This window comes from Methanomethylovorans hollandica DSM 15978, from assembly GCF_000328665.1.
Lineage (GTDB): Archaea > Halobacteriota > Methanosarcinia > Methanosarcinales > Methanosarcinaceae > Methanomethylovorans > Methanomethylovorans hollandica.
This window is the reverse complement of sequence record NC_019977.1, coordinates 2,262,465-2,281,308: the sequence shown is the minus strand read 5'-3', so window position 1 is coordinate 2,281,308 and position 18,844 is coordinate 2,262,465. Positions and strand designations below refer to the sequence as shown.

The 18,844-nt window shown below is 43.8% G+C and carries 18 protein-coding genes, 1 tRNA gene and 2 pseudogenes; 12 read left to right on the top strand and 9 right to left on the bottom strand.

Annotation, left to right across the window (positions count from 1 at the left end; genetic code table 11):
* Positions 1–4: 4 nt before the first annotated feature.
* Genes METHO_RS11105 through METHO_RS11095 form a run of 3 tightly spaced genes read left to right on the top strand, consistent with a single transcriptional unit; the run spans position 5 to position 1,915 of the window.
* Entirely contained in the window at positions 5–1,123 is a 1,119-nt protein-coding gene (locus METHO_RS11105) for an ABC transporter ATP-binding protein (protein ID WP_015325636.1), read from the top strand.
* A gap of 29 nt (positions 1,124–1,152) precedes the next feature.
* Positions 1,153–1,356: a helix-turn-helix transcriptional regulator gene (locus METHO_RS11100; protein ID WP_015325635.1), complete on the top strand. Its 204-nt coding sequence runs from the start codon at positions 1,153–1,155 to the stop codon at positions 1,354–1,356.
* Position 1,357: 1 nt separating this feature from the next.
* Positions 1,358–1,915 carry a TOBE domain-containing protein gene (locus METHO_RS11095; protein WP_156811128.1) on the top strand — a complete coding sequence of 186 codons (558 nt, stop codon included), beginning with the start codon at positions 1,358–1,360 and terminating at the stop codon, positions 1,913–1,915.
* A 54-nt stretch (positions 1,916–1,969) separates the two neighbouring features.
* On the opposite strand, the gene METHO_RS13775 is transcribed toward METHO_RS11095, so the two are convergent.
* The 7 genes from METHO_RS13775 to METHO_RS11065 form a co-directional block, all read right to left on the bottom strand.
* Positions 1,970–2,152 (bottom strand): hypothetical protein, encoded by a 183-nt coding sequence (locus tag METHO_RS13775; protein WP_156811126.1) that lies wholly within the window; start codon positions 2,150–2,152, stop codon positions 1,970–1,972.
* 142 nt (positions 2,153–2,294) lie between these two features.
* Positions 2,295–3,074 carry an energy-coupling factor transporter transmembrane component T family protein gene (locus METHO_RS11090; protein ID WP_015325633.1) on the bottom strand — a complete coding sequence of 260 codons (780 nt, stop codon included), beginning with the start codon at positions 3,072–3,074 and terminating at the stop codon, positions 2,295–2,297.
* The gene (locus tag METHO_RS11085; protein WP_015325632.1) at positions 3,067–3,894 is read right to left on the bottom strand and encodes an ATP-binding cassette domain-containing protein; all 828 of its coding nucleotides are present in this window, start codon (positions 3,892–3,894) and stop codon (positions 3,067–3,069) included. The genes METHO_RS11090 and METHO_RS11085 overlap by 8 nt, the downstream gene beginning before the upstream one ends.
* Positions 3,879–4,694 (bottom strand): ATP-binding cassette domain-containing protein, encoded by an 816-nt coding sequence (locus METHO_RS11080; RefSeq protein ID WP_015325631.1) that lies wholly within the window; start codon positions 4,692–4,694, stop codon positions 3,879–3,881. The genes METHO_RS11085 and METHO_RS11080 overlap by 16 nt, the downstream gene beginning before the upstream one ends.
* A gap of 4 nt (positions 4,695–4,698) precedes the next feature.
* Positions 4,699–5,253, bottom strand: coding sequence for a biotin transporter BioY (locus tag METHO_RS11075; RefSeq protein WP_015325630.1), 555 nt, complete (start codon positions 5,251–5,253; stop codon positions 4,699–4,701).
* Between the two features lie 118 nt (positions 5,254–5,371).
* Positions 5,372–6,994: a thermosome subunit alpha gene (gene thsA, locus METHO_RS11070; RefSeq protein ID WP_048831162.1), complete on the bottom strand. Its 1,623-nt coding sequence runs from the start codon at positions 6,992–6,994 to the stop codon at positions 5,372–5,374.
* A gap of 214 nt (positions 6,995–7,208) precedes the next feature.
* Positions 7,209–7,613 (bottom strand): hypothetical protein, encoded by a 405-nt coding sequence (locus METHO_RS11065; protein ID WP_015325628.1) that lies wholly within the window; start codon positions 7,611–7,613, stop codon positions 7,209–7,211.
* Positions 7,614–7,793: 180 nt separating this feature from the next.
* Here METHO_RS11065 and METHO_RS11060 point away from each other — a divergent pair, with 180 nt between their 5' ends.
* Genes METHO_RS11060 through METHO_RS11050 form a run of 3 tightly spaced genes read left to right on the top strand, consistent with a single transcriptional unit; the run spans position 7,794 to position 10,146 of the window.
* Complete coding sequence (locus METHO_RS11060) at positions 7,794–8,411, top strand: TetR/AcrR family transcriptional regulator (protein ID WP_015325627.1); 618 nt, start codon at positions 7,794–7,796, stop codon at positions 8,409–8,411.
* The gene (locus METHO_RS11055; RefSeq protein ID WP_015325626.1) at positions 8,411–9,394 is read left to right on the top strand and encodes an ATP-binding cassette domain-containing protein; all 984 of its coding nucleotides are present in this window, start codon (positions 8,411–8,413) and stop codon (positions 9,392–9,394) included. Before METHO_RS11060 ends, METHO_RS11055 begins: the two co-directional genes overlap by 1 nt.
* A 2-nt stretch (positions 9,395–9,396) precedes the next feature.
* The gene (locus METHO_RS11050) at positions 9,397–10,146 is read left to right on the top strand and encodes an ABC transporter permease (protein WP_015325625.1); all 750 of its coding nucleotides are present in this window, start codon (positions 9,397–9,399) and stop codon (positions 10,144–10,146) included.
* Positions 10,147–10,440: 294 nt separating this feature from the next.
* Here METHO_RS11050 and METHO_RS11045 read toward each other — a convergent pair.
* Together METHO_RS11045 and METHO_RS11040 are read right to left on the bottom strand one after the other, a co-directional pair.
* A tRNA-Arg gene (locus tag METHO_RS11045) sits at positions 10,441–10,515 on the bottom strand.
* Positions 10,516–10,630: 115 nt separating this feature from the next.
* Complete coding sequence (locus METHO_RS11040; protein WP_015325624.1) at positions 10,631–11,707, bottom strand: uroporphyrinogen decarboxylase family protein; 1,077 nt, start codon at positions 11,705–11,707, stop codon at positions 10,631–10,633.
* Between the two features lie 560 nt (positions 11,708–12,267).
* On the opposite strand from METHO_RS11040, the gene ilvE reads away from it, so the two are divergent.
* From ilvE to mutS, 6 genes and pseudogenes are all read left to right on the top strand, one after another.
* The gene (gene ilvE / locus METHO_RS11035) at positions 12,268–13,149 is read left to right on the top strand and encodes a branched-chain-amino-acid transaminase (RefSeq protein WP_015325623.1); all 882 of its coding nucleotides are present in this window, start codon (positions 12,268–12,270) and stop codon (positions 13,147–13,149) included.
* A 114-nt stretch (positions 13,150–13,263) separates the two neighbouring features.
* Complete coding sequence (locus METHO_RS11030) at positions 13,264–13,509, top strand: hypothetical protein (RefSeq protein WP_015325622.1); 246 nt, start codon at positions 13,264–13,266, stop codon at positions 13,507–13,509.
* A gap of 6 nt (positions 13,510–13,515) precedes the next feature.
* Positions 13,516–15,429, top strand: a complete 1,914-nt coding sequence (locus tag METHO_RS11025; protein WP_015325621.1) for a molybdopterin biosynthesis protein — start codon at positions 13,516–13,518, stop codon at positions 15,427–15,429.
* A gap of 81 nt (positions 15,430–15,510) precedes the next feature.
* Positions 15,511–15,678: pseudogene (locus tag METHO_RS14425) on the top strand (IS5/IS1182 family transposase); the annotation flags it as partial.
* A 61-nt stretch (positions 15,679–15,739) separates the two neighbouring features.
* Positions 15,740–15,976, top strand: a pseudogene (locus METHO_RS14420) (IS5/IS1182 family transposase); the annotation flags it as partial.
* A 206-nt stretch (positions 15,977–16,182) separates the two neighbouring features.
* Positions 16,183–18,843 carry a DNA mismatch repair protein MutS gene (gene mutS / locus METHO_RS11010; RefSeq protein ID WP_015325620.1) on the top strand — a complete coding sequence of 887 codons (2,661 nt, stop codon included), beginning with the start codon at positions 16,183–16,185 and terminating at the stop codon, positions 18,841–18,843.
* Position 18,844 lies beyond the last annotated feature (1 nt).

The window sequence follows — 18,844 nt, the reverse complement described above, 5'->3', positions numbered from 1 at the left end:
ATACATGGGGATCAAAGTTGACTTCAGAAAACGATTTTGCAAGGATAATAACAGGAAGAAAGGAAAGGAACCTTCTTTCACTGTAGATATCAACTTTGAAGCAGGTAACGAACTGGTAGTCCTTTTTGGCCAGTCAGGTTCTGGAAAGACCACAACCTTACGATGTATCGCAGGTCTGGAAAAACCCACTGGGGGAAAGATCACTGTGAACGGAAAAGTGTACTTCGACTGCCATAAGAGAATAGACCTGCCTCCACAACAACGTAGCCTTGGTTATGTGTTCCAGAACTACGCTCTTTTCCCTCACATGGATGTAAAGAAAAATATCACATACGGACTCAAGGGCAGGACAGACCAGGAAAAGGAAAGGAGAATGAGGGAAATGCTCCAGCTTTTACATATAGAAGGACTGGAGGATCACTATCCTTCACAGCTTTCAGGCGGACAGAAACAACGTGTAGCTTTAGCCCGTGCTCTGGCTCCCGGACCGGATCTATTGCTATTGGACGAGCCTTTTTCTGCACTGGATATGATAGTGCGTATGAAATTGCGGGAAAAGATAAAACTGATCCAGAAAGAACTGAACATACCCGTGCTTTTCATCACCCATAACCCTATAGAGGCTTTCACCCTTGCTGACATGGTTGTAGTGTACCATGAAGGGACAGTGCAGCAGACAGGAACTCCGGAAGAGGTATTTTACTATCCGAACAACAGGCATGTGGCAGAGCTTGCCGGTGTGACCAATATATTCGATGATGCTGTATTTACAGACCATATAGACCATGATAGAGCCTTGTTCAAGGCAGGGGAACTGGATTTAATTACCAGACACGTGGATCTTGAACTTGATGAAAGAGTATCATGGGGCATTCGTCCCGAAAATATCGCCCTTGCGAATCCTGAGAAGGACAATACAGACATCTATGAAAACCGCTTCAGCGGGAAAGTTATAAGCATCGTCAATAAAGGTGCTAGCAAGCTCATAGCAGTGGGACCTAAAAACGAAAGAAGGATACTGATCTCTGAAGTATCTAACAAAGTGTATGAAGAACTTAACCTTTGCCAGGGATGCAGCTGCATATTTTCATTTGCATCCAAAGACATACTGATCTTCGTCTGACTTTCGCCACTTTTATGCGGAGGTGTTGCATGCAGACAAAGATCAAAGAGTTCAGAGCACGATATGATCTTACCCAGGAAGATCTGGAAAAAAAAGTAGGTGTGGGCAGAGAAACAATAGGTTTTCTGGAAAAAGGTAAATACACCCCGTCCCTGAAACTTACATACAGGATAGCAAAATATCTGAACCCCTCTATAGACGAGCTTTTTATATTCGATGATACTGACCTTTGAAATGAGAGATATGGAAACAAGAACAAAAGTATGGATCACAGAAGACGGAAAACCCGTAATGGGGGAAGGCAAAGTTGCGCTCCTCAAAGCTATAGATGAAGAAGGATCTCTGCGCAAAGCCTGCAGCAAAGTAGGTGTTTCCTATAAGCATGCATGGCTTGTGCTCAATAAAATGAGCGAACGCCTGGGAAAAGATGTAGTAGTGACAGTTAGAGGAGGAAAAGCACAGGGCACCTTTCTCACTGATGCCGGCCGCAGACTAATAAAGGAATACGATATGAGCAAACAGCTGCTCAATGAAACCATGCATGATGAGACTTTAAGGGAAGACCTTGGCTTACACTTATCCGCACGTAACAGGATACCAGCAAAGGTCATAGAAGTAGAAAAAGGAGATGTAGCCTCCCGGATAAAAGTATCCATAGAAGCTGCAGTGCTCAGTTCACTTATTACCAGCGAGGCAGTGGAGAAATTAGACCTAAAGGAAGGAGATGAGGTCTTTGCAGTCATCAAATCCACAGAAGTGCTCATTGGCAAAAAAGCAGTGACCAGAGAGTGATAAATTAGGACTCATATCGTCTTTTTCTCTATATAAGTTCAGTTACACTTTTTTCTAAGTAGGCCGAAGACCATAAGAGGAAGCAACACAGGTCCAAATGTAAGCTGTACATAAGACAGTACAATGTCCGCCCGGTTCCCACAATTGCAGCTGCCTGGATCCCAGGACATTCCCGGTATCCGTTACGTATACTGACACTGCTGTAAGAGTAACAGAATTTGCAGGCGAGTCGTGCATTGCAGTGCGCCAAATATCTGACAGATGCGTTTGATCACCTGTTCAGAATATATCTTTTCCATCATGCCTTTGATGGCTGTTTCATCAATATTTGTGCGTGGTATTTACATGAACATATGATCAATATTTCATATAATTAACCTTACATATGAAGAAAGAAGAACGAAATTACAATAGCCACTACCATGAAAAGAGATGATATGTCCTCTTTATGCATCTTCAGCTCGAACATGGACGTCCTATATAATCCCTGGTAACATCGGCTTTCCATGGCCAGTGACATGTCCTCGGCCATACGCAATGTGCTATAGACCATGGGTACAGCCAGGGAAGACACGCCCTTGGGAAGATTGCGGCGCAGATCCATACCCCTGGAGGCCTGTGCCTGTAATATTTGCTCCAGATTCATATGAAGTAGAGGTACAAAACGCATGGAAATGGACATCATAATTGCAAGATCATGTGATGATACGCCTACCAGGGAGAGAGGTAGTGGGCGCAGCATCTTTTCAATACCCAGAGTGAGAAGTGCAGGGCTTGTGGTAGAAATAAGTAATGATGCAAAGAGGACAAGAAGGATAAATCGGGAAGTAACAAGCACAGCTTTCCAGAGTCCCTCATAACTTATACCTAGCATTCCCATGGAGAATATGCTCTCACCTCCTGAGAAGATTGACTGCACTATGAAAAGGAAAAGGAAAAAGAACAACATAGGGCGAAGAGATTGAAGGTGATGCCTGATACCCAGCTTTGCAGGCAAAGAGAACACCAGAAAGACAACTGATAGCACAAAGATGTCCTGAAAATCGGATGCCCGTAGTATAACAATGCTAAGCAGCATAACTGATATAATTTTTGTGCGGGGATCGAGCCTGTGAAGAAACGATTCTCCCGGGATGTAGGAAAAGAACATTTTATTCATATGCTGTCTCAATCCTTTTGATACGCATTATTTCCTCAAAAGCTGCTTCTACACTGAATATGCCTTCACCTACTCCTATCCCACATTTGCGCAACTCCTTCATCAACTGTGGAATATCCGGGAGTTTCGAAGGCGATGATGAGAAATATGCTTCAGGGGTACCTTCAAAGATCACTTTACCCTTTTCCATAAAGATCAAATTCGTGGCTATGGGTAGCACATGATCTAAATTATGGGTCACTATCACTACAGTGACCCCAGTGGCATGTGCCTGCTCAAGTACCTTTAACATTTCATTTCTGCTTTTTGGATCTAGCCCTGTAAAGGGTTCATCGAGAACGATGTATTTAGGACTGGCAGCAAGGATACCGGCAATGGCCACTAATCGCATGTGCCCGTTACTTAAACTGAAAGGGGACCTTGAAGCCATATTCTCGTCCAGACCTACCAGTTTCAAGGACCTGCTTACCTGTAAGCTCAGTTCTTGGCCGGATGTCCCAAAGTTAGAGGGGCCAAAAGCAATATCTTCAAACACGGTCCTTCCGAAAAGCTGCTGCTGTGGGAATTGGAAAAGCATACCAATAAGTTTCCTGGACTGGACCGAAGCGGCATTGTGCCCATCTACTCTCACTTTTCCGGAAAAAGGCTGTAAAAGACCGTTAAAGTGTTTTATAAGAGTGGATTTTCCTGAACCGATTTCACCCATGATGACCAGAAATTCTCCGTCTTCTATTTGCAAACTCACCCTGTCAAGCACCATTGACTCTGACTGAGTGTTAATTGCATAGCAAAAACTGACATCCTCTACAATGATCGGCATATTTCCTCCGCCAGAGCTTTTGCAGATAATGAATGATCCTTCGGTTGAAGAACTCCAGCATCTTCAAGTTTTAGTGCCAGGTGCAGTAAAGGAGGAAGCTCAAAAAGACCATTGTCCGGCCCCAGTTCCTGGATAACGGCAAGTGGCAAGCCATCTGCTATGATCTTGCCACTATCCATCACCAGAATACGATCTGCTGCTAGTATTTCTTCCGGCCTGTGAGTGATGTAAAGCAGTCCAATACCTTGTTTTTTGAGAGAAAGCAGCATATTGAGTACTTCCGTAGATGACTTTGGGTCCAGCATAGAAGTCACTTCGTCAAGCACCAGAAATCCGGAACCCATTGCAAGTGACCCTGCTATAGCTGCTTTCTGCTTCTGCCCTCCGCTCAAGGAACCTGGAGAGGCATATCTGTAATTTTCCATACCAGTAACTGCTAATGCTTCGGAGACCAGATCTCTTATCTGCGAAGCTGGCAGAGCCAGATTCTCCAAACCAAAGGCAATATCCTCTTCCAGTGTACTCCCAAAGAACTGCACATTAGGGTCCTGAAAGACCATGCCAACAAGCTGCCTTATTTTGCGGAGGTTGGACGGATCTTTGGTATCCATACCCATTACTTTCAAGGAACCCTTAGTGGGCTTTAACAGGCCATTCAGATGCCTTGACAGAGTTGACTTACCACTGCCATTAGGACCCACTAAGACAACGAACTCGCCTCTTCGTAGTTCAAGGTCGATGGAATCAAGTGCATGTGTTCCATCGGGGTAGGTGTATGAAAGAGCCTTAATAGAGATCAAGTATTCATACCTCGTATCGTGTAGCTATGAGCGCAGCAAGCAGCAATGAGGCTAAATCTCCTATAATGAACGGCAGTACTCCTGCAACTATTGTTTGCTGGAATGTCAGATCTGCTACAGACATCAATCTGAAGGCCCCTAATAAATAAATGATACATAGTCCTAGGGTCATGCATAGAATATTTTTCAATAGGCCATGCTGGGAAAGGATTTCAGAGAGTTTACCTATCCCAAATGCTGCAAAAATAAATCCTGCAAGATAGCCCCCAGTAGGACCAAAAAGCACTCCCATGCCAGAAGACCCCCCTGCAAATACAGGAAAGCCTGCTAAACCCAACAACAAGTACACGACCATGCTAATTGTCCCCCATCGGCTACCTAACATGGAACCTGCAAGCAATACAAAGAATACCTGCATCGTAACCGGAACAGGTGTAAAGGGCAAAGGGATTTTCACATATGCGCCTACAGCTGTGAGGGATGCGAAGAGGGCTGCAAAGACCATCCTCTTCAGGTCAGTATGAGATTTGTCTTTGTAAGACTGATTATTGTAAACCATAAATACATAACTGGTTTACATTAAATTTAAAGATTATTATCTAAACATAAAAGAGAAATAAAAAAAGAAAGCCGAAATAAGTTCGGCAATAGTTGATGGTTCATAAAAAAGAACTGGATCATTCACCCAGTTCTACATCAGAGCCTGGCATGCCTCCAGCACTTGACTTGCCGGAAGATGCAACCACATCGTCGATCCGCAGGATCATAACGGCAGCTTCCGTAGCTGAATTAATGGCCTGTGTCTTTACCCTTAGTGGTTCAATGACATTCTCGTCCCACATGTCAACTACCTTGCCCGTGTATACGTTCACACCTGCTCTTTTATTACCTTTCTCATGCTGGGAACGCATCTCAACAAGTATGTCTATCGGGTCAATTCCACCATTCTCTGCAAGGGTTTGCGGAATGACCTCCAAAGCATCTGCAAATCCGTTTACTGCAAGCTGTTCTCTGCCTTTGAGAGTTGAAGCGTACTGTCTGAGCCTCATTGCGAGTTCTACTTCAGTTGCACCTCCGCCTACCACTACCTTGCCATCCTCCAGGCAAACACCTACAACCCGTAGTGCATCATTGAGTGCACGTTTCAGGCTATCCACTATATGAGTAGTTCCCCCATGAAGGATCAGAGATACGGCCTTTGCGTCCTTACAGCCCATCACAAAGGTCATCTTGGTGCCTTTGAGATCTCTTTCTTCCACAGATTCTGCATAACCAAGGTCTTCGATAAGAATCTCTGTGTCATCCTGCACAATCGTAGCTCCAGTAGACCTGGCGAGCTTTTCCATATCGCTCTTCTTGACCCTTCTACAAGCATATATGCCGGCCTTCTCCAGATAGTACTGGGCAAGATCATCAATACCCTTCTGACAGAACACAACATTTGCACCTGTCTGGATAATGTTGTCGACCTTTGCCTTGATCATGCGCTCTTCCTGGTCCACGAACAGCTGCATCTGTTCAGGGGATGTGATCTTTATCTCGGCATCCTTCTCGATCTTGTTGAACTCGATAGCAAAGCTTGTTAGCATAATTTTAGCATTGTCGACCCTCTGAGGCATATTGGGTCTGACACGATCCTTATCTATTACAAGCCCCTTGACCAGTTCCGTGTCCTTGATACTACCGCCTTCATGCTTCTCAATAGTGATGTCCTCTATATCGACCTTGTAACCTGAATCGGTCTTCTCTGCCACAGAAAGGACTGCATCGATAGCTATCTCAGAAAGAAGGTCCATTTGTAACTCTCCTTCGCCCTTGCCTGTAAGTGCAGTTGAAGCTACCTTCTTGAGAGCTGTTCTGTCTTCAGGTGAAATATCAATGGTAATAGTCCCCAGGACTTCTTCACATTTCGCAGCTGCTTGCCTGTATCCACTTGTGATTATAGTTGGGTGGACACCTTTGTTAATCAATTCCTCTGCCTTGGTGAGCAATTCCCCTGTAAGTACTGCTGCTGTGGTAGTTCCGTCTCCCACTTCATCATCCTGGGTCTTGGACACTTCCACTACCATCTTTGCAGCCGGGTGCTCAATATCCATTTCCTTCAGAATAGTGGCTCCATCATTGGTGATGACTATATCACCCAATGAGTCCACAAGCATCTTGTCCATACCTTTGGGACCCAGTGTGCTTCTTACTGCATTTGCCACAGCCTTTCCTGCAAGGATATTGATGCTCTGAGCATCGTGACCCCTGGTCCTCTGATTTCTGTTACCTGAATAGTATGCTGGTTGTCCAGCCATTCGTGCTGCCAAATCATTAACCTCCTCATATAGTGTTGGATAATTGAACAATCAATTTGAACCTTGAAGTGCTTTTATCAAAGATATTTAGCACTCGATGATTGAATCTAAATGCAGGCAGTTCTATATAAAGATAACCAACGATGCTCAATAAAAGCTCTGAGCTCACATTAACAGCAAAAAATAATAATCCCATTTAAGATGGGAGGCTTGCCTAAACATATAATTTTTTGATGTAGTTTGTGATAGCACAGTAAACATGTTCCTTATAGCAGACGGGGTCAGGGATACTGAATATGGCTAAGCCTCCTGCATTCCATGCCACATCAGAGACGATACTTTTTTGTTCCATATCATCCACCATCTGCTTAACTTTGGAAAGATCTTCGGCAACATCCCTCCATTCCCCCTGGTGAACTGAGGGGGGAGCCTGCCTGAGATGAAGTTCAAGCTGCTGTAGTGCGAACTGATATGTGTGCAACCACTGAATATCGTCCTTTTCTACTTTTGCCTTGCCCAGCCTGGCATCCTGAACAAGTTGCTTGACAAGCAACTCAACGTCTGAAGACCTGAAGCTTCTGCTATCCAGTTTATTTATGAAGACTTGTATTTCTCCCATTTGAAACATCCACCTATAGGAAAAGAATGAGGTAAAAGCACATAAGGGTTTCTCAAATTCACGCTTTTTGTGGAATAGATGCCACAAAAAGTTTTTATGCAAACACATGGGACAAAGGTATAAATATGACCCGAGTCATTAATGACCCCAGTCATATTTATTAAGCCCATATAGAATGAAATGGATAACATGTCACTTCGCCAAAAAAGGAAGATAGAAACAAAGAACAGGATCTTTGAAGTATCCGGGAAGCTGTTCAAAGAAAAAGGCTTTGAAAGTACCACGATCGACGAAATAACAAAGGAAGCCGGAATTGCAAAAGGTACTTTTTTTAATTATTTCCCGACAAAAGAGTCACTTGTTTTTTACTTCGCTGAACAAAAGGCTGAGCTGGTCTACGGCTTGACAGAGAACGAAACTATAAAGCATCTTCATACAAAAGAAAGGATAAAGAAGTTCCTTGTAGCATTGGCTGAAAGTTACGAGAATGACAAGGAGCTCACAAAATTGCTGTTCTTTGAATATAGAAGATACATAGAGGATTCAAGAAATACTCCTGATAAGGAGAGAAATCCACATTATCGTCTTATCAAAGTGCTTCTGGACTTGCTGCAAGAGGGTATCAAAAAAAGAGAAGTAAAAGAAAGTATCGATACGATAATGGCAGCTGAAATCCTGAACGCTATGTATTTTCACACTTTAATGGTGTGGCTGAAGTCAGAGAACGAACTCTCTTTTTCAAGAAACATATCTGTAAAGATCGACCTGTTGTTCGAAGGCATAGGAGATAGATCGTAATGGCGGCTATAGAGGTTGAGAACCTGACTAAGGAATTTAATAGATTTGTTGCTGTAGACCATATTTCTTTCAGTATAAAAAAAGGAGAAGCTTTTGGCTTGCTTGGCCCCAATGGGGCAGGTAAGACGACCACAATGTCCATGCTTTCAACCATGTTGAAACCAACTTCCGGCAGGGCTTCCGTGAACAATTTTGATATATTGAAAGAACAAGACAATGTAAGAAAATCCATTGGCATTGTGTTTCAGGACCAGAGCCTTGATGAAGAACTCACGGCCTATGAGAATATGGACTTTCATGCCAGATTGTATCGCATTCCAAAGGACATTAGAGAGAAAAAGATAAGAGAACTCCTGAAGCTTGTGGAGCTGGAAGAGAAAAAGGACAATCTTGTAAAAACATATTCTGGGGGAATGAGAAGACGTCTGGAGATTGCGAGAGGTCTCCTGCACGAACCCAGAGTGCTGTTCCTGGATGAACCTACCCTTGGCCTTGACCCTCAAACAAGGAACCATCTCTGGAACTATATTGACAGGCTGAATAAAGAAAAAGGGATCACAATAGTCCTCACTACGCATTATATGGAAGAAGCAGACAAGCTTTGTGACAGAGTGGCAATAATTGATAAAGGGAAGATCATCGCATTGGATACCTCGGAGAGGCTCAAAGAGAGCATAGGAGGAGATATGATCGAGATTGTATCTTCGGACAAGGAGAGGCTCCATTCAACGATCATAAAGTGTTCATGGGTCAAACATGCAGGCATTCGCGATGACTCTGTCACGATAAAACTCCACAAAGCAGAAAAACGTATTGTTGAGATCGTAAATCTTGCATCTGAAGCTGGGATAGACATAGAATCTATTTCTATCCATAAACCCACTCTTGAAGATGTCTTTTTGCATTACACAGGCAGGACCATGAGAGAAGAAGAGGCCAGCAGTAAAGATCGCATGCGGATGCAAAGGTCGCAGAGGAGATGAAAATGGATATTGTATATACTATCTGGTTGAGAAATGTAAAACGTTATCTTCGCTCCAAAAGCAGGATCTTGGGCAGCTTAGGCATGCCTATGTTCTTATTACTTGTACTCGGCTTCGGCCTTAATTCCGTGGTCAGTCTTCCGGGAATGAGCCACGGATACATAGGATTTATCATTCCGGGCATTATTTCCATGAGCGTTTTGTTCACGTCCATATTCTCAGGCATACAGATCATCTGGGACAAGCAATTCGGGTTCTTAAAAGAAACCCTGGTTGCACCGGTATCCAGAATTGAGATCATGCTGGGACAAACCGTGGGAGGAGCTACTACTGCTCTTATACAGGGAATCATAATTCTTGTGATCTCGTTATTCATGGGCCTGAAGATCACCAGTATTCCGGGATTCGCTCTGGCGATCATATTCATGATCTTGATCGGGCTTTCCTTCACTGCATTTGGCATTGCCTGTGCATCCAGAATGGAGGATATGCATGGATTCCAGCTCATAATGAACTTTGTTGTATTCCCCATCTTCGGACTTTCAGGAGCGTTATTTCCCATTGACAGCCTGCCCCCCTGGATAAGGGCCCTGACCATGCTGGATCCGCTGACATACGGGGTAGAAGGGATAAGATACGGACTGCTTGGAACCTCCCAGATCGACCCGGTATTGAGTTTTTTTGTGCTTAGCGGATTTACAATATTCATGGTGGTCTTCGGTGCGTACCTTTTCCGGAAGATAAGTATCTGAGTACAATTGGAAATGATTGAGGAAGAACTTTGCGAAGGTCTTTTTCCTGCATTATACCTTTCAGAAGGTACTTAAAAACAGAAGGACTAAGATGCACAAGTCTGATGAATTAAAATAGATAGTACTGTTACTGGTGCTTTTAACAGACTTTTCTGCATTTTCCACTGTATGACATTACCAGCTATTCCATCCCTTGCTATGATGTGGAATGGTGTGCATGTGCTGGGAGAATGGCTTGTTTTACAGAAAAAAGGCATCACACGTGTATATAGGTCAACACTGAAAAATAAAAAACGATCCCGGAGGGATTCGAACCCCCGACCCTCGGGTTAGAAGCCCGATGCTATATCCTGGCTAAGCCACGGGACCTGTAGGGGTATGTGATAGATGTTTTAACATAAAAGCCTTTTGTACGATGAGATAAAAAGATCATCAAATTAGGTTTTGGCATATAAAATAAAAGATCAAGCAATTAATGCTTGATTCATTCATATCTGCCATACGTTTCTGCAGCGTCCAGCATGGCCATTAACTTGAGGGGGGCTGCATTAACAGGAAATTCACACCCGGGAGCAAGAATAAAACCTGATGGTGAGTTCATACCTTCGAGTATTGTCTGCTTACAGATATCCATTAATTCTTCATATGACTTGGTAAGGAAAAGCGGGGGATTGATATTGCCACAGATGACATCGTGATCACCAAAAGCTTTTATCTGATCCTTGACAGGAGTTTCCGGGCCGAACAGCCAGACATATTTTCCAGACCAATTCAGCTCATTCCTTAATTTGACATAATGTTCTATATTCTTGTTCTGATTAGAACATGGATGCATAAGTACAGCATGTACTCCCAGTTCTTTCAAGTGAACATGAATCCTTTTCATGTATGGATATGCGAATTCAGCAAACGTGTCCGGCGAGATCATGGTATTGGATTCAGAAGGCCCTCCGTCAAATGGGAGCATGTTTTCAGCACCATATTTCTCTGCAAAATAATCTATAGCATTGATGAACATATCACATACTTTATCGAGTAGTGAGTGTGCAGCCTTTGGCTCCATGATAAGCCAGCTCAGAAACTCAGATGTATCCGCAACTACAGACGCTGCAGTAAAGGTACTGCCTGTCTGCACACTAATGGGCATTCCCATTGCATGGCATCTTGCAGCCAATTTATCTGCTTCCTTATATGCGCCAGGTAATTCTCTTTTAAAATCAGGTACTTCTAGTTTCTCTATGTCTTCTATGTTTTTCACAGGATGTTTTTTTACAAAGGGTGCACCTTGGCCTTTACCATAGGGATACTCTATCTCCCCACCAAATTCTAATGCGCCTAGTGATGCATATCCATACATCGGGGTCTGCTCGTAACCATGCAGGCGCATTGAAGCGAACTGAGCTTCGAAACACTTATCTCCATCGGCATAGAAGTCACCAAGTGATATGCCAGTTATCTTTGAAGAATAACCTAATACGAAAGGGACCACAGGCACACGATCAGGCTTTTGTCCGCTCATAACGGCCATCATACGTTCAGACGGTGTCATTCTTTGTGTCATTGATTCACTACCCCCTATAATTAATAGGTATGTAGAAATTATGAGACTGTATCAATAAATAGATATGTATTTTTAATACAAATTTTTTAAAATCTTAAACAATGCGAGAAATACTTGAGCACACATGCAAAAAAAGAAGGAAACTGGAGAAAAAGAGATAGGAGATTCACGATCCAATTATCAAAGTTTATCTAAAACTCAAATGCATGGTTCTAGCGGACATAGATAAGAGGATTGCAAAAAAAGTTTTTATTTAAAAATTGTCTTATTTATCTATTTATCTATTTATTTATCTCTTTCTTAATGTAATTTACTTTTAACGCACCGGCACAAAAGCGCGAGGACGTAAAGATTGTTATTCAGTTCCTGGCACCTCAGCACTTTTGCGTTGATAATAAAATGGTGCAAATAGATTAAAAAACATTTATCACTATTTTTATGGGGTTGAATAAAATTCAAGCCGATAAGTTGATGGTTTCCTCCATTCCATTCAGAGAATCGAAATGCAAATATAGGGTATATTGACATCAATCACTACATCTGTTTAATGAGGTAATAAAATGAGCGAGCTGTTAATCTATTGCAACGGTGAGTACGTTCACAAATCTAAGGCTAGTGTTTCTGTATTTGACCACGGTTTCCTGTATGGGGATGGGGTCTTTGAAGGTATCAGAGCCTACAATGGACGTGTTTTCAAGTTAAAGGAACACCTGGACAGGCTTTATGATTCTGCAAAAGCTATCGCCCTGGATATTCCGATGTCAAAAGAAGAAATGTCTGAAGCCGTTTTAGAAACCCTGCGCAAGAACGACCTTAGGGATGCATATATAAGACCGCTGGTTACCAGAGGGGTCGGCGACCTTGGCCTTGACCCCCGTAAATGTCCGAAACCCGGTGTGTTCATCATCGCACAGTACTGGGGCGCCATGTATGGGGACCTATATGAGACTGGCCTTACAGGAGTCACAGTTTCAGTTCGCCGCAATGCAGCCGATGCACTATCGCCTAACATCAAATCCCTCAACTACCTGAACAATATCCTTGCGAAAATAGAGGCAAATGCAAAGGGAGGCGATGAAGCCATATTTTTTGACAGCAATGGCTATCTCTCCGAAGGTTCAGGAGATAACATTTTCATTATAAAGAACGGTAAGGTTTACACCCCACCCACCATCAACAACCTCAAAGGTATCACCAGGGCTACAGCCATTGAACTGCTGGAAGAGATGAATATACCGATCTCTGTGGAAAATCTGGGTATGTTTGACCTCTACACAGCTGATGAGATCTTTGTTACAGGTACGGCAGCAGAAGCTGCTCCTCTGGTCAAGGTCGACGGACGAGCGATCGGGAACGGAAAACCTGGTCCCGTCACTAAGAAGATGATAAAGGCTTTCGAAGTTATCACCCAGAACACTGGTACACCTATATATAAAGAGTGAGAACTCTTTATTTTTAATATTTAGAGATTTCTTTTTTCAAAGCATTTATTGACTGCCAGGTTTATAATATATCTCGGTTAATATAAATTTGTAATAACTATGTGAGGTGTTACTATGGAATTTGTGCCTGACAAAGAAAAAATGATTTTAGAAAACTTAAAGTACCTGAACGACTCTGTCATTGCTATATTGCTTTTGATGCCTGTGACACTGGTCATAGTTTTTGAGGCTCTTGATCCTACAGAATCACTTAAATGGCTTTCCATTGCAACCTGGGCAGTGTATATATTTGGCCTGTGGTACGTAGCCTCAAGGGTGTTCAGGCTCAACAAAATGATCTTAGAGCACCTGAAGGAGTGAAAGCTGTTGGAAAGGGAGCAAAAAGAATTCAGAGAACTCACATCCTCAAAAGAAGCACGTAACATAATAAATGCTATCAAAATAAAGCCAGCACTAAAAAAAGTGCCCTTGGGACACGCAAATAACCGCATTCTGGCCGAAGATGTCTTTTCAGACATAGATGTACCTGCCTTTGACAGATCGGTAAAAGATGGCTTTGCTGTGAAGGCACAGGATACATACACGGCAACAGAAATAGAGCCTGTGACACTAGAGAATATTGGATCTATCGCTGCGGGCTGCGTTTCGGATCTAGCCCTTGATTCCGGCGAAGCCATCGAAATAGCCACAGGGGCACCAATACCCGAAGGTGCAGATGCTGTAATGATGGTGGAGCACACTATATCAGAAAATGGCAATATATTAGCACGCCGGGCAGTACATATCAATGAGAATATCATGCGTACTGGTGCTGACATCATGAAAGGAGAACGTGTGCTGCGCAGGAACGTACGCATCGGCCCACGTGAGATCGGAGTACTTGCTTCCATAGGTATCAGCCAAGTAACAGTAAAAGAACTGAACGTTGGAATAATTTCCACTGGTGATGAACTTGTGCAGCCCGGATCTGAACTATATGCCGGTAAGATTTATGATGCTAATTCTTATGCCATAGCCGCCAGTGTAGAAGAATGCGGTGCAAAACCCATAGTATATGGAATTGTGAAGGATGACGAACGTGCGATGTCAGATGCCATCGATAGTGCATTACAGGAATGTAACATGGTGCTCACTTCCGGCAGTACTTCTGCAGGCGTGGGAGATGTAATGTATAAGATCATAGATGAAAAGGGAAAGACACTATTGCACGGAATATCAATAAAGCCTGGAAAACCAGTAATTATAGGCATTGTTGATGATGTGCCCCTTATAGGACTTCCGGGTAACCCCACTTCTGCACTCTCTATATTTAACGAATTCATAGCTCCTATGATATACGATTCACTTGAAACTATTCCGCCGTTCAGAACAAAGGTACAAGCAGTAATGGGAACGTCCATACGGTCCGAAGGAAGAAGGGAACTTTATCCTGTGGGATTGATCAGGGGCAAAGTATATCCTGCAGACAAAACATCAGGAGCCATTACCACCCTTGCTGAAGCTGATGGCATTATAGAGATCAGCGAGGAGACAGAATATCTGGAAGCCGGAAAAACTATAGACGTTACACTTTTTGGAAATATAGCTCCTGTAGACCTTATGATCGTAGGAGGACAATGTCCCGGCATCGACCTGCTGGAAGATCTGACTGGAATGAAATTCAGAGTGATAAATATGGGGTCCAGCCGTGGATTAAGTGCTATGGTTGCAGGTATAGCTGATATTGCAGGCATCAACCTGGCTGGATCAGGAGATGACAAACTTGAAGCTATCCGAAGCACAGGCATAAGTAATGCTGTTCTTGTAAAGGGCTATCGACGGGAACAGGGACTTATAGTGCGCCCGGAAAGTAATATAAAAAGCTTGGAAGACCTGCCTGGAAAAAAAATAGTGAACCGTAACAGGGGTTCTGGGACCAGAGCATTGCTCGATAAGCTGCTGGAAGAACTTGCTGTTAAAAAAGGCACCACAAAAACAGAACTTGTAAAGATGATGCCTGGTTACAGTTCAGGCTCAAGGACGCACAGAGCAGTTTGTGATACAATACTAAATAAAAAAGCAGAAGTCGGATTCGGTATCAGACCCTTTGCACAGACAGTGGGACTCAAGTTCATACCTGTTATTGTAGAGGATTTTGATTTTCTTATCAATAAAGAAATAATGAATATACCCCAGGTAAGAAAACTGCTTGTAGCACTGAGGTCCCATAATTTTGCCACAGCACTCCCATATGGGATATTTACCTATGAAAGAACCGGTGAAATCATAGAGAATATTTAACTCTAAAGAATTTCGATAAGCCTCTCTCCCCATCATAACATCCTACAGAAATATAACTAATAGCTAAGTAAATTCATAAATATGCCATATTTAATTGGTGTTGCACTTAATGAAAAATATAAACGTCTTCAATCTGTTGGTGACAAACTTGCTGAAATAGAACCATTAATAGACTGGAAACCATTTCTTCCTATTCTCAAATCGATGTATAACAATAGAACAGCTTCAGGCGGTAGGCCTGAAGCTGATGTTATTGTGATGTTTTAACTTCTACAGCAATAAAATAGTCTTTATTGTGCTGAACTTGACGACAATGCAGAGAGCCGTAAGGGGACATCCATTAGAAATAAGTGCTATCCTAAGGAACCGAGGCATAAGTATCCAAAGAGTTCCAGGAGACCGAGTATATTCGGTGGTCAAAGAAGTATTCAATGCAGGAAAAGTTCTTGTTACAACTGTGGAAAGAGTAAATGTAAAAATGCTTATGACGGCTTTTTGCTTTAACTTACGCCAGTTGAAGACACTCAAACATAAAGGAATTATTTAGGATAGCAGAAGCTATCTTAAAATCAAGGAAAAAATGAAAGGAAAGAAGTAAAAACAGAGGTAGAGAGAATAAATGTCACTTGAAATTTATGGTGACGTAAAAAACAGTGGGTTAATCTGAATCCTCTATAAATCAAATGGTCATATTGCCTTTTCTCCTCTCCATGAAAGCACTAAAATAGTACCACACAGATAAACCACAGCACCATGAGCAAGATGACCCCCGCCATGCACCAGTACTATACGGCAAAGAAAGAGTATAGCGATGCCCTGATCTTTTTCAGGATGGGGGATTTTTACGAGTCTTTCGGAGAGGACGCGAAGACCATTGCCCGGGAGCTGGAGATCACTCTCACTACCCGGGGCAAAGGGGAGGATGGCAAGAACATGCCTCTTGCGGGCATACCGTACCATGCCATTGATACATATCTGCCCCGCCTCATCAGGAAAGGCTACAAGGTTGCCATATGTGAGCAGCTAGAAGATCCCAAGTTAGCCAAAGGCGTTGTGAAACGGGGTGTTGTACGCGTGGTCACACCCGGCACAGCCATAGACCCATCCATGTTCAGTGATGCCACTAACAATTATCTCATGGCCCTCTCAGGAAAGAATGGGGATTTCGGTGTGTCCTTCCTGGATGTGTCCACAGGCGAGTTCATGGCGACTCAGTTTTCAGATGAATCGCCCTTCGACAGGATAGCCAGCGAAGTAGCCCGCATGCTGCCTGCGGAATGTATAGTTCCGCTGCATCTCTACGGGAACGAACACCTTATGCAGCGTCTTGAGGAACTAAAGGTCATAGTGCATGAATTCGATGAAATGGCCTTCGATACAACTAATGCAAGGGAGCATCTTAAACAGCATTTCGGTGTTTCCACCCTTGAAGGCATGGGTTGCGATACCCTCCCTCAGGCCATAGCTGCTGCAGGAGCTGCCCTTAACTATGCCATCACCACTCAGATGAGGGAGCTGGGGCATGTGCAATCCCTGTCCACATATTCCGAATCAGAGTTCATGATCCTGGATTCCATCACTCTGCGCAATCTTGAAATAGTTCACAATGTCCGGGGAGAAGGTAATGATACATCTCTCCTTAAGATACTGGACCAGACCAGCACGCCCATGGGTGGCAGGATGTTGAAGAAATGGCTGCTAAAGCCTCTGATCTCTGTGAGTGAGATAAATGAACGCCTGGATGCTGTGGAAGAACTCTCAGGTAAGACTTTGGTCCGTTTTGATGTACGCTCTCATCTTGCCTACGTGAAGGATATCGAGAGGCTTGTAGGCAGGGTAATGTATGGCAATTCCAATGCAAGGGATCTGGTTGCATTGAAATTGTCTATGGAAGCAGTACCTTTGCTCATACAGTGTGTGGGAGATGATGTTTCTTCCAGGCTTATCAGGGACATTATTGAAGAATTACAAGGTTTTGAAGAACTTAACTCCCTCGTGGAACTCATAGGCAAGGCAATTGCTGAGGAGCCACCATTAAGTGTACGGGAAGGGGGCATGATCAGACCCGGCTACAATACAGAACTTGACAAGCTCAAAGACTTGTCCCACAACGGCAAGAAGTGGGTGGCAGATTTCCAGCAGAAAGAGCGTGAACGGACAGGCATCAAATCCCTGAAAGTCGGATACAATAGAGTATTCGGCTACTACCTGGAGGTCACCAGTTCCAACAGCTCGCAGGTGCCGGATGATTACATCCGCAAGCAGACTATGGTCAATGCAGAACGTTTTTACACTCCTGAACTTAAGGAGATGGAGACTTCCATTCTTACTGCAGATGAGAAGGCACATGCTCTGGAACATGAACTGCTAAACGAGGTCAATGCTACTGTGGCTTCATATTCCAGGCAGTTACAGAGAGCTGCTTTTCTCATAGGGCAGTTCGATGTGTTGGTGAACCTTGCTGAGGTTGCTGTACATAATAACTTTATCAGGCCGGCGGTTACCAGCGATTGCAGGATACTCATCAGAGATGGGCGGCACCCTGTAGTGGAAAGTACCGTGCCGGGAGGTTTCGTGCCTAATGATACTGAGATCGATTGTGAGGACAACCAGTTCCTGCTCATCACAGGTCCCAACATGGCAGGAAAATCCACATACATGCGCCAGACTGCGCTCATTGTCATCATGGCGCAGGTAGGCTCTTTCGTACCTGCTTCTCATGCCTCCATAGGCATAGTGGACAGGGTCTTCACAAGGGTCGGAGCTTTTGACGATCTTGCCAGCGGACAAAGCACTTTCATGGTGGAGATGGTGGAGCTTGCCAACATCCTTAACAATTCCACTCCAAAGAGCCTGCTGCTGCTGGATGAGATCGGACGGGGTACGAGCACTTACGACGGGTACAGTATCGCAAAGGCTGTTGTGGAATACATACACAATAAAAGTAAGGTGGGCGTGAGGTCCATGTTTGCCACTCACTATCATCAGCTTACTGAGCTGGAAGGCACTCTCAAGCGGGTTAAGAACCTGCATATTGCGGTGAAAGAGGAAGGAGACGATCTGGTGTTCCTGCGTAAGATAGTGCCTGGAGCCACTGACAGAAGTTACGGTATTCATGTGGCAAGGCTTGCAGGTGTGCCGCATGCTGTTACTTCCCGCGCAAAAGAAGTACTCAGGGAGATAGAAAGTGAGAGTGCCATCAACCGTGAGGGCAGGCCAAAGAAAGGTAAGGGCAAGAGCACTGCCAGATATACCCAGCTCATGCTGTTCGATGGCGGGAGTTCGCCGAAGGCGGATGTAAAGCATCCAGTGCTGGAGGAGCTAAAGTCCCTGGATGTCAATATCCTGACTCCTGTGGATGCCTTGAACATGATCAATAGTCTTAAGAAATTACTGGACGAAAGTGGGGAATGAT

Coding starts and splice junctions, on each gene's coding strand:
- METHO_RS11050 (WP_015325625.1), top strand. CDS start 9,397: ATGGATATTGTATATACTATCTGGTTGAGAAATGTAAAACGTTATCTT.
- METHO_RS11105 (WP_015325636.1), top strand. CDS start 5: ATGGGGATCAAAGTTGACTTCAGAAAACGATTTTGCAAGGATAATAAC.
- METHO_RS13775 (WP_156811126.1), bottom strand. CDS start 2,152: ATGCACGACTCGCCTGCAAATTCTGTTACTCTTACAGCAGTGTCAGTA.
- METHO_RS11060 (WP_015325627.1), top strand. CDS start 7,794: ATGGATAACATGTCACTTCGCCAAAAAAGGAAGATAGAAACAAAGAAC.
- METHO_RS11055 (WP_015325626.1), top strand. CDS start 8,411: ATGGCGGCTATAGAGGTTGAGAACCTGACTAAGGAATTTAATAGATTT.
- METHO_RS11085 (WP_015325632.1), bottom strand. CDS start 3,894: ATGCCGATCATTGTAGAGGATGTCAGTTTTTGCTATGCAATTAACACT.
- METHO_RS11030 (WP_015325622.1), top strand. CDS start 13,264: ATGGAATTTGTGCCTGACAAAGAAAAAATGATTTTAGAAAACTTAAAG.
- METHO_RS11090 (WP_015325633.1), bottom strand. CDS start 3,074: ATGAATAAAATGTTCTTTTCCTACATCCCGGGAGAATCGTTTCTTCAC.
- METHO_RS11100 (WP_015325635.1), top strand. CDS start 1,153: ATGCAGACAAAGATCAAAGAGTTCAGAGCACGATATGATCTTACCCAG.
- METHO_RS11065 (WP_015325628.1), bottom strand. CDS start 7,613: ATGGGAGAAATACAAGTCTTCATAAATAAACTGGATAGCAGAAGCTTC.
- METHO_RS11095 (WP_156811128.1), top strand. CDS start 1,358: ATGAGAGATATGGAAACAAGAACAAAAGTATGGATCACAGAAGACGGA.
- mutS (WP_015325620.1), top strand. CDS start 16,183: ATGAGCAAGATGACCCCCGCCATGCACCAGTACTATACGGCAAAGAAA.
- thsA (WP_048831162.1), bottom strand. CDS start 6,994: ATGGCTGGACAACCAGCATACTATTCAGGTAACAGAAATCAGAGGACC.
- ilvE (WP_015325623.1), top strand. CDS start 12,268: ATGAGCGAGCTGTTAATCTATTGCAACGGTGAGTACGTTCACAAATCT.
- METHO_RS11075 (WP_015325630.1), bottom strand. CDS start 5,253: ATGGTTTACAATAATCAGTCTTACAAAGACAAATCTCATACTGACCTG.
- METHO_RS11040 (WP_015325624.1), bottom strand. CDS start 11,707: ATGACACAAAGAATGACACCGTCTGAACGTATGATGGCCGTTATGAGC.